The sequence below is a fragment of the Thermovenabulum sp. genome (assembly GCF_049723235.1).
Classification (GTDB): domain Bacteria; phylum Bacillota; class Thermosediminibacteria; order Thermosediminibacterales; family Thermosediminibacteraceae; genus Thermovenabulum.
Genome location: NZ_JBNARB010000001.1, coordinates 166,351 through 190,438 on the forward strand (window position 1 = coordinate 166,351; position 24,088 = coordinate 190,438).

20 protein-coding genes and 1 riboswitch are annotated in these 24,088 nt (G+C 36.7%); of the genes, 15 read left to right on the plus strand and 5 right to left on the minus strand.

The features are described from left to right. Window positions 1-26: 26 nt before the first annotated feature. The 3 genes from ACPLOV_RS00800 to ACPLOV_RS00810 all read right to left on the minus strand — a co-directional run bounded on the left by ACPLOV_RS00800 (window position 27) and on the right by ACPLOV_RS00810 (window position 1,889). Window positions 27-782, minus strand: coding sequence for a fumarylacetoacetate hydrolase family protein (locus ACPLOV_RS00800; RefSeq protein ID WP_424910308.1), 756 nt, complete (start codon window positions 780-782; stop codon window positions 27-29). Between the two features lie 37 nt (window positions 783-819). Beyond that, window positions 820-1,266 (minus strand): S-ribosylhomocysteine lyase, encoded by a 447-nt coding sequence (locus ACPLOV_RS00805; protein ID WP_424909917.1) that lies wholly within the window; start codon window positions 1,264-1,266, stop codon window positions 820-822. 257 nt (window positions 1,267-1,523) lie between these two features. Further along, the gene (locus tag ACPLOV_RS00810; protein WP_424909916.1) at window positions 1,524-1,889 is read right to left on the minus strand and encodes a hypothetical protein; all 366 of its coding nucleotides are present in this window, start codon (window positions 1,887-1,889) and stop codon (window positions 1,524-1,526) included. A gap of 224 nt (window positions 1,890-2,113) precedes the next feature. Here ACPLOV_RS00810 and ACPLOV_RS00815 point away from each other — a divergent pair, with 224 nt between their 5' ends. The 6 genes from ACPLOV_RS00815 to ACPLOV_RS00840 all read left to right on the plus strand — a co-directional run bounded on the left by ACPLOV_RS00815 (window position 2,114) and on the right by ACPLOV_RS00840 (window position 9,403). Beyond that, entirely contained in the window at window positions 2,114-2,800 is a 687-nt protein-coding gene (locus tag ACPLOV_RS00815) for a TIGR00266 family protein (protein WP_424909915.1), read from the plus strand. Window positions 2,801-2,872: 72 nt separating this feature from the next. After that, window positions 2,873-4,051, plus strand: a complete 1,179-nt coding sequence (locus ACPLOV_RS00820; protein WP_424910309.1) for a trans-sulfuration enzyme family protein — start codon at window positions 2,873-2,875, stop codon at window positions 4,049-4,051. A 68-nt stretch (window positions 4,052-4,119) separates the two neighbouring features. Continuing rightward, window positions 4,120-4,181: riboswitch (Fluoride riboswitch) on the plus strand. A gap of 44 nt (window positions 4,182-4,225) precedes the next feature. Continuing rightward, on the plus strand, window positions 4,226-5,995 hold the full coding sequence (locus tag ACPLOV_RS00825; protein WP_424910310.1) for a dynamin family protein: 1,770 nt from the start codon (window positions 4,226-4,228) through the stop codon (window positions 5,993-5,995). A 1-nt stretch (window position 5,996) separates the two neighbouring features. Then, window positions 5,997-6,938: an AAA family ATPase gene (locus ACPLOV_RS00830; RefSeq protein ID WP_424910311.1), complete on the plus strand. Its 942-nt coding sequence runs from the start codon at window positions 5,997-5,999 to the stop codon at window positions 6,936-6,938. Window positions 6,939-6,960: 22 nt separating this feature from the next. Further along, window positions 6,961-8,130: a DUF58 domain-containing protein gene (locus ACPLOV_RS00835; protein ID WP_424910312.1), complete on the plus strand. Its 1,170-nt coding sequence runs from the start codon at window positions 6,961-6,963 to the stop codon at window positions 8,128-8,130. Further along, on the plus strand, window positions 8,102-9,403 hold the full coding sequence (locus ACPLOV_RS00840) for a DUF4129 domain-containing protein (RefSeq protein ID WP_424910313.1): 1,302 nt from the start codon (window positions 8,102-8,104) through the stop codon (window positions 9,401-9,403). Before ACPLOV_RS00835 ends, ACPLOV_RS00840 begins: the two co-directional genes overlap by 29 nt. A 6-nt stretch (window positions 9,404-9,409) precedes the next feature. Here the strand turns inward: ACPLOV_RS00840 and ACPLOV_RS00845 are convergent, their stop codons facing one another. Next, on the minus strand, window positions 9,410-10,528 hold the full coding sequence (locus tag ACPLOV_RS00845; RefSeq protein WP_424910314.1) for an alanine racemase: 1,119 nt from the start codon (window positions 10,526-10,528) through the stop codon (window positions 9,410-9,412). Between the two features lie 209 nt (window positions 10,529-10,737). Between ACPLOV_RS00845 and ACPLOV_RS00850 the strand changes: the two genes are divergently transcribed. From ACPLOV_RS00850 to ACPLOV_RS00870, 5 genes are all read left to right on the plus strand, one after another. Next, entirely contained in the window at window positions 10,738-13,356 is a 2,619-nt protein-coding gene (locus tag ACPLOV_RS00850) for a sigma 54-interacting transcriptional regulator (protein ID WP_424910315.1), read from the plus strand. A 235-nt stretch (window positions 13,357-13,591) separates the two neighbouring features. Next, window positions 13,592-14,176, plus strand: a complete 585-nt coding sequence (gene nuoE, locus ACPLOV_RS00855; protein ID WP_083947276.1) for an NADH-quinone oxidoreductase subunit NuoE — start codon at window positions 13,592-13,594, stop codon at window positions 14,174-14,176. A 37-nt stretch (window positions 14,177-14,213) separates the two neighbouring features. Beyond that, the gene (locus ACPLOV_RS00860) at window positions 14,214-14,522 is read left to right on the plus strand and encodes a (2Fe-2S) ferredoxin domain-containing protein (protein ID WP_424909403.1); all 309 of its coding nucleotides are present in this window, start codon (window positions 14,214-14,216) and stop codon (window positions 14,520-14,522) included. A 12-nt stretch (window positions 14,523-14,534) separates the two neighbouring features. Further along, on the plus strand, window positions 14,535-17,579 hold the full coding sequence (gene nuoF / locus ACPLOV_RS00865; RefSeq protein WP_424910316.1) for an NADH-quinone oxidoreductase subunit NuoF: 3,045 nt from the start codon (window positions 14,535-14,537) through the stop codon (window positions 17,577-17,579). Then, a complete protein-coding gene (locus ACPLOV_RS00870) occupies window positions 17,560-19,290 on the plus strand; it encodes an NADH-dependent [FeFe] hydrogenase, group A6 (RefSeq protein WP_424910317.1) in 1,731 nt (576 codons plus the stop codon). The genes nuoF and ACPLOV_RS00870 overlap by 20 nt, the downstream gene beginning before the upstream one ends. A gap of 23 nt (window positions 19,291-19,313) precedes the next feature. On the opposite strand, the gene ACPLOV_RS00875 is transcribed toward ACPLOV_RS00870, so the two are convergent. Further along, complete coding sequence (locus tag ACPLOV_RS00875; RefSeq protein WP_424910318.1) at window positions 19,314-19,994, minus strand: Crp/Fnr family transcriptional regulator; 681 nt, start codon at window positions 19,992-19,994, stop codon at window positions 19,314-19,316. Between the two features lie 121 nt (window positions 19,995-20,115). Here ACPLOV_RS00875 and ACPLOV_RS00880 point away from each other — a divergent pair, with 121 nt between their 5' ends. From ACPLOV_RS00880 to ACPLOV_RS00895, 4 genes are all read left to right on the plus strand, one after another. Next, on the plus strand, window positions 20,116-20,439 hold the full coding sequence (locus tag ACPLOV_RS00880; RefSeq protein ID WP_424910319.1) for a cupin domain-containing protein: 324 nt from the start codon (window positions 20,116-20,118) through the stop codon (window positions 20,437-20,439). A gap of 393 nt (window positions 20,440-20,832) precedes the next feature. Then, window positions 20,833-22,149 (plus strand): serine dehydratase subunit alpha family protein, encoded by a 1,317-nt coding sequence (locus tag ACPLOV_RS00885; protein ID WP_424910320.1) that lies wholly within the window; start codon window positions 20,833-20,835, stop codon window positions 22,147-22,149. A 210-nt stretch (window positions 22,150-22,359) separates the two neighbouring features. Continuing rightward, on the plus strand, window positions 22,360-23,787 hold the full coding sequence (locus ACPLOV_RS00890; protein ID WP_424910347.1) for an alanine/glycine:cation symporter family protein: 1,428 nt from the start codon (window positions 22,360-22,362) through the stop codon (window positions 23,785-23,787). Window positions 23,788-23,836: 49 nt separating this feature from the next. Next, the gene (locus ACPLOV_RS00895; protein ID WP_424910321.1) at window positions 23,837-24,088 is read left to right on the plus strand and encodes a hypothetical protein; all 252 of its coding nucleotides are present in this window, start codon (window positions 23,837-23,839) and stop codon (window positions 24,086-24,088) included.

Here is a 24,088-nt window from a genome sequence, read left to right on the forward strand (position 1 = left end):
AATGCTCCCCTCTATAAGTCACAATTTTATTCTTTAACCGTATTTTTTAAAGTACCAATTTTATCTATTACTACTTCAACAATATCCCCCGGTTTTATCGGTCCTACACCGGAAGGAGTTCCGGTCAGGATTACATCGCCCGGGAAAAGTGTCATTATAGAAGAAATAAAAGCAACTATGTATGGAATTTTGAAAATAAGGTTAGAAGTATTCGAGTTTTGTTTTATTTCACCGTTTAATAAAAGCTTTATAGAAAGATTGCCTGGGTCTAAATCCGTTTCTATCCAGGGACCTAACGGGCAGAACGTATTAAAGGATTTACTGCGGGTCCATTGAACATCTTTTTTCTGAAGGTCTCTTGCGGTTACATCATTAGCACAGGTAAAGCCGAATATGTATTCGAAAGCTTTTTCTTCTTTTACATTATAGGCTTCTTTGCCGATGATAATTGCCAGTTCCGCTTCGTAATCTACTCGCTTAGATGCCCTGGGAAGTATAATTTCTTCTTCAGGACCTATTACGGTGGTAGGAGGCTTAATAAATATTATTGGTTCGTCGGGCACCTCGAGTTTAAATTCCCGGGCGTGATCGGCATAATTAAGCCCCAAACAAACTATTTTGGAAGGCTCAGCCGGAGCTAATAATTTTACTTCTTTTAAAGAAATGGAGTCATTATTGAACTTTGTTTCAATAAAAGGCGGGGTTGACAGAGGTCTAAGATTTTCACCCTCCAGTAATCCCCACTGGATGTACCCTTTATGAGAAAATCTACAAAAACGCATTATATTACCCCCAAAAAACTTATTTTTATTAATTATATCATTCAAGGATTGAAATACCCTGATCTAAAACACTCCGGGCAATTTCTTTTGCATCTTCTAAAGAATGATCTCTGAAATTACCGCATTGTATTTCATTTGCTGCCGATATCTCTTTTGATTTCAATACTTTTTTTAATGAGTTCTCTACCGCTTTTTTAATTTCTTCTAAGGGTGTCTTATCAAATTTAATAAGATAAAATCCCGTCCTGCATCCCATTGGTGAAACATCAATAACTTTATCCAATTCATCCCTTAAAAATCCGGCCAGCAGATGCTCTAAGGTATGAATACCACCGGTTGATATACTTCCACTATTGGGAGTGATAAATCTAATATCGTATTTTGCTATAATGTCTCCTTTTTCTCCTTCTTCAACGGCTGCTAACCGGACATAGGGCGCTTTTACCTTTGTATGATCCAATTCAAAGCTTTCCACCCTTGCCATAATGAACCTCCTTTTTAAAAAAACGTTTAAATCCTATATTTCTTCAAAAACTATAAAATTCCTTTTAGAGTATTGATAAATTTCATTATATTATTTTCATATTTAGTTTTAATATTATAATTTTTTCTTGACAAAACATTGATAAAAGCAACCGTTGAAAAATTAGAGGGTAAGTGGCTAATTACGGAGATAGAGGTTCAAGATAGAAGACCTTAATAATGCCTTTCACTAATTTTTAAAAAAATTACAGCGCATGATTATTTTTTAATCATGCGCTGTAATACATATGTTTCATTTTCCTGACGGGCTAATCTCTCGTCTATTTTTTTAATATCGTTCCATACATAATTTATTTCGGTTCTAACTTGTTTTACTTCTTTTTCAACCTTATCCAAGCGTTTTTCGACCTTATCTAAACGACCTTCAACCTTCTCCAAACGGTTTTCAACCCTATCCAAGCGGTTTTCAACCTTATCTAAGCGGTTTTCAACTTTCTCTAAGCGGTTTTCAACGTTTCCCAAGCGGCTTTCAACCTTATCCAAGCGGTTTTCTATTCTTGCCTGACCTTCTGTAAGTGCTTTTAATTGGCTAATTACGATTTCTTGAAATTCTTTAGATTCCAAATTAAGACCCCCTTGAACATCACAATAATTATTTCCACCATTTGATAATAATAATTTCTACATTTTAATTTTATTTTCCTTTATAAATAAAATTATATATTATATTATTATTTTTTTTGTAATAATAATAGATTATTTGTTATGGTAGTATATTTAAAATTGTATGATAAAATAAAAGTAGTTATAAAAAAATTAATAAATATGAAAAAATAAGGAGGTTTAACATGAAATATAAAATAATTGGTGATACCTTACCTGCGGTGATTTTGACCTTGTCAGAGGGGGAGAGTGTATTTACTCAATCTGGGGGAATGGCCTGGATGACCGACGGTTTTGAAATGAAGACAAATATGGAAGGTGGCCTTTTTGGGGGAATTATGAGAAAGCTTTCAGGAGAAACCTTATTTATGACTTCTTATACCTGCAAAAAGGATAACGCAGAAATAGCTTTTGCTTCTTCATTTCCGGGAAAGATTATCCCTTTAGAATTAAAGTCGGGAGAATCGATAATATGTCAGAAAAAAGCCTTTTTATGCGGAGAAAGAAGCGTAAAATTAGAAATATTTTTCAGGAAAAAACTCGGAGCAGGTCTTTTTGGAGGAGAGGGTTTCATACTTGAAAGAATAACAGGACCTGGACTTTGCTTTATAGAATTAGATGGAGAAGCTGTGGATTACAACCTTGGACATAATGATGTTTTGAAAGTGGATACCGGACATGTAGCAATGTTTGAACCCTCTGTGGATTTTGATGTAGAAATGGTAAAAGGTTTTACAAATATTCTCTTTGGAGGAGAAGGTTTGTTTTTATCTACATTAAGAGGTCCTGGCAAAGTATGGCTTCAGACGATGCCCATAGAAAATCTTGCTTCAAGGATAATACCATATATTCCAGAAAGAAAAAGTGATTAAATCACTTCATAATAAATATATCAATAAATACAAATAGCTGCGAGTTAGTTTTTAAAAAAATGGGGGGTCAACATGAATAAAAAATTTATGACCAAACTTACTCATAAAGGAGAAAAGGTGCCTCCTTCAATTTCCTATCCTAAGGTTCCTCCAATTTATTTGAGTTCTGTTTTTTGTTTTGACAGTGCGGAGGAACTGGATTTGGTGTACGAAAAGGCTGAATCGGGTTATGTTTATTCGCGTATCAGCAACCCAACCCACCATTGCACGGAAGAAATCCTTGCTGCGCTGGATGAAGGGGATGATGCCATCGTTTATTCCTCGGGCATGGCTGCTATAACCATGTCCATATTAGCCTTTGTGAAAGCAGGCGATCATATTATTTCAAGCAATGTTTTATATGGAGGAACGTGGGAATTTTTAAATAGCGAATTGAAAAAATTTAATATTGAGGTAAGCTTTGTAGATCTTAATAAGGAAGATATAGAAAAATATTTTAAACCCAATACGAAAGTAGTTTATGTGGAAACTATTTCTAACCCCCTTATGGAAGTAATAGATATAAGAAAAATAGCAGAAGCAGCTCATAGTAATAATGCTGTACTTATAGTAGACAATACTTTTGCCACTCCTGTAATTTGCCAGCCATTAAAACTTGGGGCTGATGTAGTGGTTTACAGTGTCACAAAATATATGGCCGGTCATAGCGACATTTTAGGAGGAGCTGTAGTGGCAGATAAAGAAAAAATAGAAAAAATAAGCCGTATTGGGCAAATTTACGGACCTACTATGAGCCCCTTTGACAGCTGGCTTTTGATGAGGAGCTTGAGAACCTTAGAGTTAAGAGTAGTAAGGCATAGTGAAAATGCTCTAAAATTAGCAGAGTATTTGAAAAACCATCAAAAGGTAAAAAAGGTTTATTACCCCGGACTTATATCCTCACCTTATAAAGAAACAGCGGATGTAATATTTAACAATGGATTATATGGTGGAATGTTAAGCATAGATCTTTATGGTGGAGAAAAGGCCGCATGTGATCTGATAAGAAATATGAAAAGTATTAAGTTGGTTCCTAGCCTCGCAGGTGTATCTACAACCCTTTCTTACCCCGCAAAAACATCCCATAGATCTATGAGCAGGGAAGAGCGAGAAAAAGCGGGGATTTCCGATGGACTTTTACGGGTTTCTGTAGGTCTGGAGGATATTGAGGATATTATAACGGAGTTTGACGCGGCATTACATACAACGTGATAAATTCTTACAGTTGAAATAATTAATAAAAAAATATATAATATAAGTTGCATAATTTCCATAAAAATAAAATCCAAGGTGATGGAGCTCACCGAAAACCGCCTTTTAGGCTAATAGCTCCTACGATATCGAAAGATATTGTAGGAGCTATAATTTTTCTAAGGGGTGAAAAATATGGTTATAGAAGTTGATTTAGCAAAGGAAATGTTGATCGAATACCTTATGGAAATAAAACAGATTATCGGGGACGGAGAAAATTCTTCATTAGAAATAGTAGATTATGAATTGGACAAACTTTTAAAAAATGAATTCAATTTGGCGGTTTTAGGTCAGTTTAAACGGGGTAAATCTACTTTTATTAATGCTTTATTGGGAGAAAAATTAGTTCCCACAGCAGTAGTGCCCCTTACTTCAATAGTTACTATTATTAAATACGGCTCAAAAGTAAAAACGACAGTATATTTTTTGGACGACTCAGAAAAAGAAATAGCTATTGATGAGCTGGAATATTACGCTACTGAAAGGGGCAATCCGGGGAATGAGAAAAAAGTAAAGGAAATTATTATAGAGCATCCATCCGAATTCCTTAAAAAAGGTATTTCCCTTATTGATACACCCGGGATCGGATCCGTCTACCAGCATAATACCGATGTTATCTATGAGTTTTTACCCAAATTAGACGCAGCTATATTCCTTTTTACTATAGACTCTCCCGTTGCGAAGAACGAATATGAATTTTTAAAAGACGTCCGGGATCATGCAGTTAAAATATTTTTTGTGCTTAACAAGATAGACTATGCTGAAGAAAAAGATGTGGAGGAAGCACTTAATTTTGCTGCCGAAGTCTTAAAAGAAAAATTAGGTGATGAGAAAATAAAGATTTTTCCAATTTCGGCCAGGATGGCATTAGAGGCTAAAGAAACTGGTGATGAAGAAAAATTAAAGTTCAGTGGAATGCCAGAATTGATTCGCGAATTGGAAAAATTTATAAATGAGGAAAAGGGAAGTGCCCTTCTGTTATCAAGTTGTAACACAATTCTTCGTTATTTATCCAAAATAAAGTTTGATATAAACCTGAAGATGGAAGCTGCTAAGACACCGGTAGAGGAACTGGGAAAAAATATTAATGTACTCAAGAAAAAAATGGAAGAAATTGAGAAGGATAAAAAGGACATGCTTTTCATCTTTGAAGGGGAGAGTAAAGAACTTCTTGCCCGTTTTAATGCCGAGTATGAAAAATTTAAAAATTCCCAATACCCGAGTTTGGAAAAGGCTTTAGAGGTTTACTTTACAAACAGCAATGCTTTACCCTTGAAAGAGCTTATAGAAAAGAGTAGAGAATATATAACCGAAAAAACCCTTGAGGTAATAGATTCATGGAAGGAAGGGGAACTCAAGCACTTAGCAGGCGCATCGGGAAATATTACGAAAAGGCTTGCTCAAAAAGTGGAGAAAATAATTGTCGAACTGCAGGAATTGACCTCCAGTATGTTTCATATCCAGTATGAAAGCTTCGCTTTGATAGAGGGTTTTAAAGAAGCAGGATATTTTTACTATAACATGGAACCGGAAAAGACCTTTTTATTACCAACTCCCCTATCAATTGCTCCGTTTCTTCCGGGTTTTATTGCCCGCAGGATAGCCCTGAACAATTTGAAGGAGTGGTTAAAACAGCAATTTGACAGGCAATGCGGGAGGGTAAGGTACGATATTGCTCAAAGGATGGAAAAAACTTTTAAGGAGTATTATAATTATCTGGAAGAAAAGATTACAGAAACCGCTGAGGGCATTATGGATTCTGTTGAAAAAGCCCTTGAACTTAAAAAGAGCGGTGAGCAAAATGTAAAAAGCTTAGTTGAAGAATTAGAAAAAGTTTTAAAGAGGGTAAGTGAAATAGAAAATGGTATAAGAAAAATAAAAAAACAAATAGAAGGGGCTGTATAAATTGGAAGCGGGTTTTGAAGAAAAAATCAAAGATATATTAAATAATATCGGAAAAGCTATAGTTGGGAAAACTCATGTGGTAGAACTTATATTAACCGCACTTTTGGCGGACGGGCATGTGCTCTTAGAGGATGTGCCCGGGGTTGGAAAGACTTTAATGGCTAAGGCAATTGCCCGGTCCTTGGATTTGGAATTCAAGAGAATCCAGTTCACTCCTGACATGCTGCCTCAGGATGTGTTGGGCATTAATATTTACAATCAAAAAACAGGGGATTTTGTATTTAATGCGGGACCGATTATGACCAATATTCTTTTGGCTGATGAAATAAACCGGGCAACGCCAAGGACTCAATCAAGCCTTCTGGAAGCTATGGAAGAAAGGCAATTTACAGTTGACGGAGTAACAAGAAGGTTGAAAGCCCCCTTTTTGGTGATTGCTACTCAAAACCCCGTTGAAATGGAAGGAACTTTTCCCCTACCCGAAGCTCAATTAGATAGGTTTTTAATGAAAATTGACATGGGTTATCCTCAACTGGAAGAAGAAAGATTAATACTGCACCGCTTTGGAAAGGGAAATCCCTTAGAGGAAATAAAACCCGTTTTAACTGGGATGGAACTACTCGAAATGCGGGAAAGACTGAAAAAAGTCAATTTTGATGAAAGTTTGGAGAACTACATGCTTACAATCATTAGAGAAACCCGAAAACACCCTGCAGTTAAACTGGGAGCAAGCCCCCGGGCTTCTCTGCTTTTTTATAGATGTGTTAAGGCTTTTGCAGCTATTAAGGGCCGGGATTACGTTATACCGGATGACATTAAATATCTGGCAAAACCCGTTTTGAACCATAGATTAATATTAAACTATGAAAGTGTAATAAAAAACTATAAACCTGAAGATGTTTTGGACGACATTATAAAGAATACACCGGTTCCCGTAGAATGAATTATTTTAAGAAGGGAATGTTATGGAAGCTTTATTTTTTATAGGGGCGGTAATTTTTATAGTTACAATATCTTATGTGTGGAGTAAGTTGAGTGTGAAAGGGCTGGAATTAAACCATGGTTTTGAAAGAGATAGAATATTTTTAGGAGAAACTATAAATTATGTACAGGAATTGACCAATAAGAAGCTGTTACCATTGCCCTGGATAAAAGTCGAAACTGAGGTGCCCAAGGCGATGGATTTTATTAAAGGAACCCTTGTGGCTCATAATAAGCCGGGTAAGAAAATTTTAAGTGGGGTTTATTCCCTTTTATGGTATCAGAAAATTAGGAGAAGATATCCCGTTTCCCCACAAAATCGCGGGATTTTTTTCTTTGGTCCCGTAACTTTGAATACCGGAGATTTACTTGGTATTTACCAAAATGAGATGAAAATTTACAACAATGCCAGGTTGATAGTTTACCCCCGAATAGTAGATGTATTTGTCACCGAAGGCACTCCCGATATTTCCCTTTCAGGAGCAGGCGGCAAAAAAAAGATCTTTCCGGATCCTTTTTTATTCGGCGGCAAAAGGAATTATTTTCCCGGAGATTCCTTAAAAGATATTGATTGGAAATCCTCAGCAAAATTTGACAGGCTTTTGGTGAAGGTATATGATTCAAGTTACAAAAAAAGGATTTGTTTTATACTTGATGTAAATACATTTGAAAATGCGTGGGAGGGAATTAATCCCAAGCTGTCGGAATTTCTTATAGTTCTTACTGCTTCGATTGCAAAGAAAGCCATTGATTCAGGATATGAAGTGATGCTTGCCAGCAACGGAAGAATTATATCCGGTGATAATGATACCGATATATTTACTTTAATACCTTATGGCACGGGTGCAATACATTTAAAGGTAATTTTAGATGCTCTGGCACGCCTTGATTATTACAGTATTTATAAGATAGACGAGGTATTTGACAGGGTTTTCCATACATTAAAAAAGGGGAGCAGAGTGGTTTTTATAACGGCAAACTGGGGTAAGAGTGGGAAAAAAATAGTGGAATTCCTGGAAAAAATGAGTTTTGATGTAGAACTGATTCTGGCGGGGAAAAGGAATAAGGATTATAAAGGACCTAAGGGAGTTAAGACTTATCACGCTTTTGGGGAGGAAAAATGGCGTGAAATTTCTTTTATCGAACTGGTTTAAAGGGATAAAAGTATTACTTTTACTGCTAATTCATTATATATTTTTGCTCATTATTAATTTTAGTTTTGGAAAAATTTTTTTAAAAGAACTTTTTTCGGCTTATGAAATATTATTCTGGTTTACAGCGGGGATTTTATCTAAGTTTTTTTATTACAGGTTGAAAAACTTCAAAATACTTTTGTTGCTTTCAGTATTAATGTTGATGTTTTTAAAATACCACAATGTTTTTTATTATTTAAGCTTTGCATTTTTATGCTTTATTTTTGGACTTTGGCCGGATAGCAGGGAGCTCGAGCATTATGAACTGATGCAAAAACTTAAAAAGTTCACACTTATTATTGTTATTTGTCTTCTTTTTTATAAAAATGATGGAAAAACCGGCGAAATGCTTTTTTTAACCTTCGGTTTCATAATAGTTTCCCTTATAGCTCTTTCTTTATACCAATTAGAGTCTTTCTCCTTGCAAATTTCTAAGGGAAGATGGATATTTACTACTTTAATTTTTTCTTCAATAATTGGAATTATTATTGTTGTGTTAGTGGAACTAATAAAGCCTTATGAATTTTTAGTATTTACTGATTTTATTAAGGCAACATATTTTTTGTTTGTAGAACTTATGTTTAAGATCTTAGAACCTTTATTCAAGCCTTTGGATAAAGTTCTATCATTTTTATTGTACTTTATTTCAAGATACGCAAAAATAAAAAGACAGGAAATTTTACCCGGGGAACAAGGCGTAAATATTATGCCTGGCAGTCATGAAGAATACGTGGTGCCTGCTACAGTTGAAATTGTTTTTAAAGTTTTCGGCTTAATTTTCCTTTTGATGGTATTTAGTGGAATAATATATTTAGCTTTGAAAAAGTATATTGGATCTTTTACTGAAAAGAATGATTTTGTTGATGAGAAAGAATCGGTATACGACCCCACATTATTTAAAAACAGCATAAACGAGCTTTCTTGTAAAATAAAAAAAATAATAAGATCCCGTATTAAACCTTTGAAATACGGAGATTTCCCTGCGGCTAAGGTCAGAAAGATGTATGCTCAACTTCTACGGGTAGCGGAAAAAAAGGGGTATTTCAGAAAAACCTACGAAACACCCCTTGAATTCACACCTCAACTTAAAAAAGCCTTTGAAGATGATAAGAACATAATAGAATATATAACAAATCTTTACCAGAAAGCGAGGTATTTTCCTGAATCGGTTTTGGATATCGAGGTGGAAGAAATGAAAAAAATAACTAAAACTTTAATGCAGAGTAAAATTTGATTAGTTTTACTTTAATATTGGAATTCTGCTTCCTCCCCGTGCATCAACCGGGAGGATTTTTTCTACTACTCCTCTTCTGTGTCCTATAAGAAAACTTGTCATGTTTGCAGAGGAACACGCATGGTTGGGTATAACTTCTATTTTATCGCCCACTTTTAAGTTTGTATTACCGCTGATTCTTATTTTTCCTACCTCCTCTGACAGGCTTTCAACGGTCAGTTCAGGATGTCCTTTTACTATGCCGTAACCTGCTGTTAAGGAAACCCCATGAGCACCCTTATCTAAACCAAAACACTTGCTTCCCGCATCTATTATAAAAAGGTCTTCCTTAGGGTGAGATACTATTGTGGCAATTACGGTAAGGGCGCACCTTTCCTCGGGAACGGTTCCTAAGGCAATCTGAATTGCATCGTAAAATACGTAATTACCCGGTCGTAATACATTGATTTTGTCGTCTTTTGCGGCATAAAACGCCGTAGGGGTGCTTCCGGTGGCTATAATTTCTACGTTAAAACCTTCCTTTTCTAAAAGGTTAGAGGCCATACGCAAGGCGTTTGCTTCTTCCTCAGCGACCGCCTTAACTTCCACAGAATTTGTTTTAGCATATACATGTCCCGGATGGGTGGCAATTCCCTTGAATTTAAGGTGATGAAATTCTCTCAGCGTTTTTGCAAGTTCTGGAGCTTTTTCAGGAATTACTCCAAAGCGGTGTAAGCCCGAGTCAATTATTATTAGATAATCTAAATAAAGCCCTTCCTCACTGCAAATTTTATCTACCTTTAATGCGGCCTCTTTGGTATCAAAACTAAGAATTATATGAGCATTCTTTGCAAGGGTTATTACTCTTTCTATATTTTCTTTTGATGCAACCGGATATGCCAGCATTATTTCTTTAAAACCGCACTCAACCAATTTTTCGGCTTCATCAATTGTACCAACCAAAAAGCCCTTTGCACCTAAGTCCGCCTGCATTTTTGCAATTTCAGTGCTTTTGTGGGTCTTTACCATAGGCCACAGTTGTTTTTTGTTTTCTCTACATAAATCAGCCATTTCTTTTAGATTATTTTCTAATTTATCTAAATCGACGAGGAAAGCAGGTGTTGGTAGATCAAAGATTTCGGTCATAAAAACCCTCCCCTAAAAATAAAAAAATTCAGTTTATATAAATAATTTTATCATAACCGTTTTATAACATCCAATTTATGATAATTAAGAAAGAAGGATTTGTAAAAGTGATTTTATAGATAGAGTATTTTAAGAAAAATAATATTATCACCAATAGTTTGATTATATATAATATTAATGATAAATATGAAAATTCAGGAGGGAAAATAATGTCCTGCATTGTTATGACAGAAAAAAATAAATGCAGGCAGTGTTATTCCTGTGTTCGCCATTGTCCTGTTAAGGCGGTAAGGGTAAAAGGGGGTCAAGCAGAGGTACTTGTGGAGCGCTGTATTTCATGCGGCAGTTGTGTAAAGGTGTGCTCACAAAACGCTAAGGTTATAGAAAGCGGGATTGAAGAAACTTTAAAGATACTTAAAGAAAAAAAGTTTAAAGTTGCCGTGCTTGCCCCCAGTTTTCCTGCTGCGTTTAAAATTGACGAAATCGGTAGGATTATAGGGGGATTAAAGGCTTTGGGCTTTGACGAAGTATGGGAGGTAGCTGTTGGTGCTGAACTTGTTGGAAAGGCTTACGAAGAATTATTGAAAATCTCACCTTTATTTCCTATAATAAGTACCCCATGTCCTGCAATAGTCAATTTGATTGAAAAACATTTTCCAAATCTTATACCCAATTTGACACCTTTGGTTTCTCCCATGATAGCGGTTGGAAGGTTAATAAAATCTTTATATCCCGGTGCTTTTGTAATATTCATCGGTCCTTGCATAGCGAAAAAGGATGAGGCTAAGGAAGTATACGGCGTAGATGTGGTTTTAACCTTCAGCGAGATGAAAGACCTTTTTAATTTGAGAAATATCGTAATAAATTCTCAAGAAATTTGCGGTTTTGATGGTCCGCTACCACAGGGGGTTTTTAGAGGATTTCCGGTAAGCGGTGGGCTTTTGCAGTCTTTGAAAGGTAAGGCAGGATTTTCCCGAAAATTTATTACTGTCGATGGCAGGGATGCGATAAAATGCCTTGAAAGTATAGATAAATGGGAATTTAAGCCAAATTTTGTTGATATTCTTATGTGCCGCGGTTGTGTGGATGGTCCGTATTTTAAAAATGACAATTTCTATACCGGTGGCGAAAGGGTTGAAAAATTCATCGTTTCCGGAAACATAGGTGATGAGAAAAGGTTAAAGCTTGATGCTTATAAAGATATAATTAAAAATTTAGATCTTACCCGTAGTTTTAAAAATAAGTCCGTAAAAATAGAAGAACCGACAGAAGAAGAAATAAAAAGAATACTTATACATACTAATAAGTTCAATGAAGGAGATGAATTAAACTGTGGTGCATGCGGATATGACACCTGCAGGGAAAAAGCAGTAGCTGTATACAATGGTATTGCTGAGATAGAGATGTGCTTGCCTTATCTTTTGACAAAAGAAATTCAGGAAAAAAATCGTATTGATGAGTTAAACAGGGAAATGTCCGCGATAATAGAGTCGTCTTACGATGGAGTCCTGGTTACTGATGGGCAGGGTAAAATATTGAGGCTTAATGCGGCATTTGCCAAATATTTAGGTGTTCCCCGTGAAGATGTGATAGGAAAAAATACTGAGGAGCTGGAAAAAAATCGAGTAATATACCCTTCCATTACTAAACTTGTTATAAAAGAAAAAAGGAGGCTTACTTTAATCCAGCAGGCGGGGAAGAGAAAGCTTTTTACTACCGGGACTCCTATATTCAATGAAAATGGTGAAATTGTAAGGGTTTTAATAAATGCCATGGATATTGATGAATATCAAAGTCTTACAAAGGATGCCCTTGATGCCGAAAAACTCAAAAAATACTTAGAAAAATGTACACATTCCGGAGACTCGGGGCCTTTGCACAGAATAGTTTCGGTTAGTCCTGTAATGGAAAAATTAATACACCTTTGCTTGAGACTGGCAAACGTAGATTCAACGGTTCTCCTTCTTGGAGAATCCGGTGTTGGGAAGAGTTTAATTGCCAGATTTATTCATGATAATAGCCCTCGCAGCAAAGGACCTTTCGTTAAGATAAATTGTGGATCGATTCCGGCAAGTCTGCTGGAATCAGAACTTTTTGGGTATGAAACCGGTGCTTTTACGGGAGCAAAGCGTGAAGGCAAGCCGGGGTTAATAGAAATGGCCCATAAGGGTACCCTTTTTCTCGATGAAATCGGCGACCTTCCGCTGAACTTACAGGTAAAGCTGCTACAAGTTCTGCAAGACCGGGAGCTTACGCGGATAGGAGGTATAAAACCCATTGAAGTTGATATAAGGATTATAGCAGCTACAAATAGAGACTTAAGAAAAATGGTAGAGGATGGGGCTTTTAGAGAGGACCTATATTACAGGTTAAGTGTGGTACCTATTACTGTACCTCCGTTACGGGAGAGAAAAGAAGATATCGAACCTCTTATATTCTATTTTGTAAATTACTATAATAAACGTAATGGGATTTCAAAAACTCTCCTGCAAGAAGCAATAGATGTACTCAAAGATTACTCATGGCCGGGAAATGTCAGGGAATTGGAAAATTTTATTGAAAGAATATTGGTGACATCGGAAAAAAATTTCATAGGTGTTGAAGATCTGCCTCAATATATAAAGAAAAGCGAAACTTCTCGACAAAATCATTGTAAAATTACCGTGGAAGGTTTGATGCCGCTTAAGGAAGCCATTGAAATGGTAGAAAAACAGCTTTTATTTCTTGCAAGAAAACAGTGCAAAAATACTTACGAAATGGCAGACCTGCTGGGGATAAATCAGTCAACGGTAGTTAGAAAACTTAAAAAATTAAAGGACAATAGTTAATGCACTCTCGCATTTTTGATGTTTCGGTGCATTTTTGAATTAATTAGCAAAATAAAATTATAACATTCACATATTATTTTATATTAATGCTTTCAAGCATCGGAAACATTTTTGCAATATTTCCGATGCTTTTTTTATGTTATTTTTCTATAAAAAAATTGTTTTATTTTAGAATGTCCATAGGTATGAAAATTGCTTAAAAATGATTAGCAAAAAGAGTAAGGAGGAAGTAAATATGTCTGAAAAAGTTTTTGATATAACCCAGGAAGACTTATTATGGGTTGAAGAATTATTGAAAGGTTACGGGCGAAAAAAAGAGGAACTTTTACAAATATTGAGAGATGTCCAAAATCGATTTGGATTTATTCCTATGAAAGTACAAATTAAAATATCAGAATATTTAGACATACCTTTAAGTGAAGTGTACAGTATTGTTACTTTTTATGCATTTTTTTCTTTAAAACCAAAGGGGAAATATCGAATAAGCGTATGTAAAGGAACTGCTTGTTATGTAAGGGGATCTGAAAAAATCATAGAAAAATTAACCCAGTACTTAAAGATACAGCCGGGCGATACCACTGATGACGGTTTATTTTCCATCGATATAGTTCGATGCTTGGGTGCCTGCGGATTGGGACCGGTAATGATGATAAATGAAGATGTTTATGCAAGATTAAAACCCGATGATATTCCCAAAATCATTTCAAAATACGAGCCTCCTTTTAAAAATTACGAGGAAGTTATGAAAGAACAGGAAGAGATAGTAAAAAGCAGAAAGAGGGCAGAATTAAAACCTTCAACAAAGTTAGTGACAGCTTGAAGTCAGGGTGAGAATTTTTACGGAAAGGAGGTTGGTTATGAATACCGAAGAAGTTTCTCCCTTTGCTACTATTGTGGTATGTTATGGGATTTGCAGTATAGCTGCCGGCGCTAAGGATGTATTAAACACGTTTATAAATGAGATAGAAACAAAAGGTATACCGGTAAAAATAAAAACTACTGGATGCATAGGTCTTTGTTCAATGGAACCCTTGGTACATGTATATATGGAAGGTCTTCCTGCAGTAACCTACTGCTATGTAACACCGGAAAAAGCAAGAGGAATATTGTTTCACCATATAATGAGAAGAACGATTATCAAAGAGTGGGTTATCCCTAATGTATAAGGAGGGGTAAAAATGGAATTTTATAGAAAACATGTGCTGGTATGTGGTGGAGGAGGTTGCATTTCTTCCGGTTGTATAAAAGTAAAGGACCGGCTTTTAAATAAGATTGAAGAAATGAATTTATCCTCCGAAATAAAAGTAATAATTACCGGATGCATGGGTCCATGTCATTTAGGGCCAATGGTTGTAATTTATCCTGATGGAGTGCTGTACACAAAAGTGACTCCAGAAGGAGCGGATAAAATTATCGAAAAACATCTTTTCTTGGGAGAAATTGTGGAAGAACTTCTAATTAAGGATTCAAATGGAACCCCCATAATTTGCAAGGATGAAAATCCTTTTTTTGCCAAACAGGTAAAAATAGCCCTGAGAAATGTGGGACTCATAGATCCTATGAATATTGAGGAATACATCGCAGCAGACGGATACAGGGCTCTGGCAAAGGTATTATTTACGATGAAGCCAGAGGACGTTATTGAAGAAATTAAAAAATCCGGTTTAAGAGGGCGAGGCGGTGCGGGATTTCTTACCGGGCTCAAGTGGAGTTTTACTGCAAAAGCAAAGGGTAGTCCTAAATATGTATTGTGCAATGCCGATGAAGGCGATCCCGGTGCTTTTATGGATAGGAGCATCCTGGAAGGAGATCCTCATTCTGTTATAGAAGCAATGGCTATAGCGGGATATGCGGTAGGTTCCAACCAGGGTTATGTTTATGTGCGTGCGGAGTATCCCCTTGCTGTAGAAAGATTAAAGCATGCGATAGAACAAGCAAGGGAGAGAGGACTTTTGGGCAAAGATATTTTAAATAGCGGGTTCGACTTTGATATAGATATAAAGGTGGGTGCCGGAGCTTTCGTTTGCGGAGAAGAAACGGCATTAATAGCATCTGCAGAGGGGAAAAGGGGAGAGCCTCGCCCCAAACCTCCTTTTCCTGCAAATGAAGGCTTCTTAGGCAAACCTACGCTTATAAATAACGTGGAGACTTATGCAAATATCTGTCCCATTATCCTAAGGGGAGCTGATTGGTTTTCTGGCTACGGGACGGAAAACAGCAAGGGCACTAAGGTCTTTGCCCTCGCCGGTAAAATAAAAAATACCGGGTTAGTGGAAGTACCTATGGGTACCGCCCTTGGTGAGATCATTTACGATATAGGCGGGGGTATACCCGGTGGGAAAAAATTTAAAGCCGCTCAAACAGGAGGTCCCTCAGGAGGATGCATTCCCAAAAAGTACCTTAACACTCCAGTAGATTATGAATCTTTAAAAGAACTTGGAACGATAATGGGGTCAGGCGGGCTAATAGTAGTGGACGAAGATACCTGCATGGTAGATTTTGCAAAATATTTTCTCCAATTTGTTCAGGATGAGTCCTGTGGGAAGTGTGCACCCTGCCGGTTGGGAACAAAGCGAATGCTTGAAATTATGGAGAGGATTACACGAGGTGAAGGCAAAGAGGGGGATATTGAACGGCTTATTGAATTGGGAGAAATTATAAAAGAAACCGCCTTATGCGGGCTTGGCCAGACCGCACCGAATCCCGTGCTCAGTACAATAAGATATTTTAGGGATGAATATGAGGCCCATATTAAATACAAAAAGTGCCCGGCTTCAGTATGTGCAAGTCTTTTTAATTCACCCTGCCAAAATGCGTGCCCTGCAGGGGTGGAAGTACCACTATATATTAGTGCTATAAGAATGAAGGATTACGAAAAAGCAGTAAGTATAATTAGAGAAAACAACCCCTTCCCGGCGGTATGCGGTAGAGTGTGCAATCATCCGTGCGAGTCGAAATGTCGCAGGGCTCAAATAGATGAACCGCTGGCTATTAGAGCATTAAAGAGGTTTGTTGCAGATTATGATATGAAAAACCCGCATTTACCGGTGGTTAAAAAAGCAAAGGGCAAAAAAATTGCCGTAATAGGCTCGGGACCTGCAGGCCTTACGGCAGCTTATTATCTTGCACTTGAAGGATATAGCGTTACCGTCTTTGAAGCACTTCCTATAGCCGGCGGTATGTTAGCCATTGGTATTCCGGAATACAGGCTGCCAAAAGATGTTTTAAAATCAGAAATTGAACATATAAAATCAGCGGGTGTTGAAATACATTTAAATATGGCTTTGGGTAAGGACTTTACCATAGAAGATTTGAAATACCAGGGTTATGACGCAATATTTATTGCAATAGGAGCCCAAAAAGATATTAGACTTGATATACCGGGACAGGAGCTTTACGGTGTATACTCAGCGTTGGAATTCCTAAAGAAGGCAAACTTAAATGAATATATTGACATAGGCAAAAAAGTTGCCGTTATAGGCGGGGGCAATGCTGCTGTTGATGCTGCAAGAGTAGCACTCAGAAAGGGCGCAAAAGAGGTTAATGTGTTTTACAGGCGTGGTCCTGATGAAATGCCGGCTTTACCCGAAGAGGTCAAAGATGCTATTGAAGAAGGCGTAAAATTCCACTTTTATACAGCTCCTATTCGGATTATAGGTGAAGGTGGTAAGGTGATTGGAATTGAAATAATCAGGATGAAGCCTGCAGATTTTGATGAAAACGGCAGGAGAAAAACGGTGCCCATAGATGGGTCTTCGTTTAGCATAAAAGTAGATAACGTAATTTGCGCCCTTGGACAGCAGGTAGATTTAGGGGCAATAAAAGTGCCAAAAGGAATGAGCATTACCATAGACAAAGAAACCATGGAAACTTCAATACCCGGAGTATTTGCAGGAGGGGACTGCGTAACGGGTCCTTCTACGGTAATAGAAGCTATAGCCTCGGGTAGAAAAGCAGCTTTATCAATAGACAAATATTTAGGAGGCAATATGTATGAAAAGAAGAACTATTGTTCCCGGACAGCGGACTATGAGATTTATGAAGAACATAGGAATAGGTGTACAACTGTAAAATTAAAGGCACAGGAAAGAATAGATAGTTTTAAAGAAGTGGAATTAACTCTTGAAGAGAGCGCAGCTTATGAGGAAGCATGCAGGTGTTTAAGGTGCGATGTAAAACAGAACGAGGAGGATGAGGTAGAGTATGCTAAATCTTACAATTGATAATATAAATGTTCAGGTTGAAGAAGGTGCTACCATCTTGGATGCTGCCAAAAAGGCAGGGATTTATATACCTACTCTCTGTTACAGAGAAGACCTAAAACCGATGGGTGTATGCAGACTCTGTGTAGTAGAAGTAAAAGGTGCAAAAACCCTTCAGGCAGCCTGCGTAACTCCCGCATCGGAAGGAATGATAGTAAAAACTAATTCTCCATTCATAAGAAAAGCAAGAAAAACGATATTAGAGCTTATATTATCCAATCACCCTATGGAATGTCCTGCATGCATAAGAAATGGTAATTGTGAACTTCAAGAAATGGCTTCTAGATTGAATATAACCGATATTAAATACAGCGGTGAGAAAAATATCTTTAACAGGGATGAAACTACACCTGCTATAGTACGAGATCCTAACAAGTGCATACTTTGCCGTCGATGTGTAAACGTATGCGGTGAAATCCAGGGGATAGGTATAATAGAACCTCATCACAGGGGTTTTAATACTTCAATTGATCCACCCTTTAATCAAGGCTTAAGTAAAATGCCATGCGCTCAGTGCGGGCAATGCGTGCTGGTATGTCCTACCGGTGCCCTGACCGAAAGGGACGATACTGATAAGGTATTTGATGCACTTTCCGATCCACAAAAATATGTAATTGCGCAAACCGCTCCTGCAGTAAGGGTAGCATTAGGTGAGGCTTTTGGGATGGAGCCTGGAAGTATTGTTACCGGTCAGATGGTCGCGGCTTTGAGAAAAATGGGATTTTACAGGATATTCGATACAAATTTTACAGCCGACCTCACGATTATTGAAGAAGCCAGTGAACTCGTTGAGCGTTTAGAACAAGGAGGCAAGATGCCCTTGATAACTTCCTGCAGTCCGGGTTGGATAAAATTTTGCGAACATTTTTACCCTGAATTACTGGATAACTTATCCACATGTAAATCCCCACAGCAGATGATGGGAGCGCTTATAAAGACCTATTATGCGGCTAAAAACAGGATACCTCCGCAAAATATTGTCGTAGTATCCATAATGCCCTGCACTGCTAAAAAATTTGAAGCTCAAAGGGGCGAAATGGTATCCAGCGGTTATCAGGATGTAGATATAGTTATAACGACGCGGGAACTTGCACGCATGATAAGGGAAATGAATATTGACATATTAAAATTAAAACCCGAAGATTACGATTTTCCTTTAGGGATTTCGACGGGAGCGGGTGCTATTTTCGGTGCAACGGGTGGGGTAATGGAAGCGGCGTTGAGAACAGCATATTATTTTTTGACCGGTGAGGAATTAAAACATGTAGAAATACATCCGGTAAGAGGAATGGAGGGAATTAAAGAGGTCGAGGTAGAAATTAAAAATCTTAAAATAAAAGCTGCTGTTGCCCATGGACTTAAGAATGCGAGAAAGCTTATGGAAAGAATCAAAAATGCAGAAGTTCAATACCATTTTGTTGAGGTAATGGCCTGTCCGGGTGGATGCTTAGGTGGGGGAGGACAGGTGATTCCTACCAACGACAGTATAAGGTTAAAACGTATGAAAGCTATTTACGACATAGATGAAGGTATGCATATTAGGCGGTCTCATGAAAACCCTGCGGTTATGGAGCTTTACAGGGAATATTTAATAAGGCCGTTAAGCGAGAGGTGCTATCAGCTTTTACACACGGATTATATGCAAAGACCCAAGATTTTAACCCGGGATTAACCCGGGTTATTTTTTTGCAATAGTTATTCAATTAAAGAATTCTCCAATTCCGATAAATTTAATATTTTAATGGTATTTTTCTTAAAATCGATAATGCCTTCATTTTTCAATTTAATCATTTCCCTGGAAAGCGAAGGTCTTGGTATTCCTATGTATTCTGCCAGATCTTTTCTGGATAAGGGTAATTCTAAAATTAAGCTTTTATTTTTTTTATATTCTTCCAGTAATAAAAGGGAAATTTTTTGCCTAATGCTTTTTTGAGAAATTATTGTTATTTTTTCGTTAAGCATTAAAATTCTATTGGAAAGCAGGGAAATAAAGTTAAAGAGAAATTTTTTATTGCCGTTACAAAGTTTTATTACATCGTCTATGGATATAAACATTATCTTTGTTTCGGTAAAAGCAGTGATCGTGGAGGGATATTTTCTAATATCGGAGAAAATTATAACCTCCCCGAATATGTTTCCTTTTTTCAAAGAGGCCACAGTAATAGACCTGCCGGAAGCATAGAATTTTTTTATTTCCACGCTTCCATCAAGGATTATTCCTATGTTGAGGCAGTCGTCCCCTTCAACAGCTATTAACTGGCCTTTATTAAAAGGTTTTATCTTGTAATTAACAGAATTTAAAATATCTTCAATATCTTTTATGGACATGCCTTTGAATAACGGGCAAAGGGTTAAGGAACTTACAATTTCTTTCATATTACCTCCATATATTTCTAATTTAGTAACTATTGTTACCGAAATTTTTGTCTAATATTATTATATTATAAAAAAGCATTAAAAACTTAGAAGGATTTTAAAAAAAGAAAGGATGGTTTCTATGATAGAAAAGCTATATGAATTTAAGATCGTCAATGACAAATTAATTGAACGAATTGTGGATGACGATAATGTAGCAATAAATCATATGATACTTGTTAAGGATACAGGTTTACCCGAGCATTTTTCTAATTCTAATGTTTATATGTTAATTATAAGGGGCAAAATGACAATTAGCCTTAATGACAGTTCTCCCAGAATTTATGAAAAAGGCAGTATTTTATATATACCTTACAATACAAAAATGAATGTTCAAAATTTGGACGAGGAAGTTCTTGAATTTTTTGTAGTAAAAGCTCCCAATCCAAAAAACTTTAAAAGATAAACAATAAAAATAAAATTATAAAAGCCGTGCTTTGATGCACGGCTTTTTTTGTTAAAAATTGTCTCCGAGTAAAAGTAATATCAGAATGAGAAACACAAGAAATGATCTATCTTTTTTTGGTCCCATTACTTTTTCGATGTTATCCATTCTATTACCTCCTAAAATTTAGTCTAATACATTATATGACTGTAAGCCATTTTGGGTGCAAGGGTTAAAGGAAGAATGTTTGAGCTGATTTTTAAGAGATTTTTTTAATAGAATTTTTGTAAAAATAGAGAGTTAAATACTTTAAAAAAAGGAAATTGATTTTTATAATGAATATTTATGATATTATTATTTTAAAAGAATAGTAAAATTTTCATAATTTAAATAAAAGATAAGGGAGAGGTTAAATTGGACTGTAAAGAGTTACTAAAAATTTTAAGATCCGAATTAAAACTTGCTACCGGTTGTACGGAACCTGCAGGTGTGGCCTTTGCTACCGCAAAGGCAGTGGAATTGCTGGGGGAGGAGGTTTTAAAGGTAAAAGTAACCGTAAGTACCAATGTATTTAAAAATGGAATGGGAGTTTATGTACCGGGAGCGGATAATAAAGGTCTGGAATATGCCGCAGCCCTGGGAGCGGTTATAGTCAAGCCGGAGTTAGAGCTGGGGATCCTTGAAGATGTGGACGGGGAGTGTATAAAGAGAGCATTAAAACTAATAAAAGAAGGTGCTATTGAAATTACCTATTTATCCGGTTGTCCGGGAGTATATATAAAAGTTGAAGCGGAATCTGCGAACCATGAATCTACTGTAATTATTAAAGGAAATCATACTAATATAATCTATTTAGAGGTGGATGGGAAAATATTAAAAGACGAAGTTAAAGAAGATAAAAGGCAAGAAGAAGAAAAGATAAAGGACTGGTCTATTAAAGATATAATTGATACGGTTAATAAATTTTCCGAAAAGGATTTGTTATTTTTAAAAGAAGTAATAAAGATAAATGCTGATATAGCTCAAAAAGGATTAAATGAAAAATGGGGCATGGGAATTGGATTTACATTAAATGAAATGTTTATAAGAGGAATCTTAAATAAAGATATGGTTAATACAGCAAAAGCATGGACAGCAGGGGCAATAGATGCGAGAATGGCTGGTGTGAAAATGCCTGTTATAAGCTGCGGAGGAAGTGGAAATCAGGGGATCATGGCTTCAATTCCGGTTATTGTAGCTTCGGAATATTTAGAAGTTGATGAAATAAGCCTTTTAAAAGCTTTGGCCTTGAGCTTTTTAATAACTTTGTACATAAAAAGCCATATTGGAAGATTATCCGCACTGTGTGGGTGTGCTGTGGCTTCATGTATGGGGTCGGGAGCGGGGATAGCTTATCTAATGAATCTTGGAGAAAAAGGAATAATGGAGGTTATACAAAACATTGTTGGATGTATTTCGGGTATTATTTGCGACGGTGCCAAACCCGGATGTTCTTTAAAGGCTTTAATTGCAGTTGAAACTGCCTTTCAGATGGTTTTTTTAACTAAATACCATATAATGGTAGAGCCTTTTAGCGGAATTGTTTCGAGGGATGTGGAAGAAACTATAAAGAATTTGGGCAGGGTTTCTATCCCAGGCATGGTGGAGACTGATCATACCATACTGGAAATAATGCTTAAAAATAAACCTGAAATGAATGAGGCTATATTAAATGACCGAAAAAATGTGTAAGCCCTTGTCGAAGCCTGGAAAAAGCTTTAAATAAAATATTTGACAAAATATTAAAATATTGTAATAATAAACTAAAACAGTAATATATTAAATCAATTATTTACATTCCCTTTGGAATTGATTTATTTCCTTTTATACAATGTTGTTAGAATATAATGAAAAAAATTAAAATATAAATTTATAAAAAGATAAAGGAGGGATTTAATGACAATTGAAAAATTTTTAGAGACTCTTTCCGGCTTTTTGTGGGGTAAACCCCTGATCTACACCGTTCTTTTTGTGGGATTGTATTTAACAATTGGCTCCGGCTTCTGGCAGTTTAGGAAAATAGGCTATATTTTGAAAAACACGCTGGGGAAAATAGGTAAAAAATCTGAAGGCGGGGAAGGAATACTTACTCCCTTCCAGGCTGTAAGCATAGCCCTTGCCGGGACAATAGGCGTCGGCAATATTGCCGGGGTAGCCAGCGCCATTGCAGTCGGTGGACCGGGAGCCGTCTTCTGGATGTGGGTATGTGCCCTTGTAGGAATGATGACAAAAATGGTGGAAGTAACACTTGCGGTGCATTACAGGGATAAAAATCCCGATGGCTCTACCTATGGCGGACCAACCTACTATATGGAAAAGGGTCTTGGCATAGAAAGAGGTTTTGGATTTTGGAAACCGTTAGCCGTATTATTTGGAGTTGGTATTTTTTCTACATTTTTTATTACTTTACAGTGTTATACTGTTTCCGAGGCAATAAATAATACCTTTAAGGTTCCGATGATAGTAGTTGGATTAATTTACATATTACTAACCTATATGGTTATTTTGGGTGGGATAAAGAAGGTAGGAGAAGTTACCAGTTATGTTGTTCCTTTTATGGCAATATTTTATATAGTAGGCGGTTTATTTATCATTCTTAGCCGATTACCGGATGCTATAAGCGGTATAGGACTCATATTTAAGAGTGCTTTTACGGGTACCGCTGCAGTGGGTGGATTTGCAGGAGCAACTATTTCAAAAGCGCTGCAAATGGGTGTAGCCAGGTCAATTTACAGCAACGAAGCCGGATGGGGAACTGCTCCCATGGCTCATTCGACAGCAAAAACCGATCATCCAGTGAGACAGGGGCTCTGGGGAGCTTTTGAGGTTTTTATGGATACTATTGTAGTATGTTCCATAACCGCACTGGTTATAATAACTACCGGTATGTGGTCTTCCGGAGCTTCAGGAGCTTCATTGACCCTTGCTGCTTTTGAAAAGGGATTGGGGTATTTTGGTAAAGTTGTTGTTACCGTGGGTATTTTTCTCTTTGGATGGTCCACCACCACGGGCTGGTATACTTATTATGAAATAATATTAAGGCATTTGCTTAAAGGAAAAGAAAAGCTACATAAAACAATACTTACAGTTTACAAATACCTTTATCCCATTCCGGGATTTTTAATGGTGGTTTTTGCGGTTACAACGGGTCTTCCTCCTGCAATAGTATGGCTTTTAGGGGATGTTACCAGTGCTTTACCTACATTCATTAACTTGATAGTAGTTTTAATCCTTGCCCCAAAATTCTTTGAGCTTTTACGGGATTTTAATGCACGAGAATTCAAGGAAAGCAACGCTCAAATGGCAAAAAAAATATTTTTTGAAGATTAAAAATCACGGCGGGCTATATGCCCGCTTTGGCTTTAGGTAGGGGGTCTTTATGCTTGATATAATTATTCACGATGCTCTGGTGGTTCCCAACCTTGTTTATTCAGCAAGAGGCAGTGAAGTGGAAATGGTTATTGTGGACGGAAAGGTGATTTTAGAAGGAGGAAAATTATTAACACTGGATGAGCAGGAAATAACCAAAAACGCAAAAGAATCTGCCCGTTTACTTGCCGAAAGGGCGTACAACAGTGTAAAAAATTCCGGTACCGATACATTACTAATGATGGAAGAAGGATATTTGTAA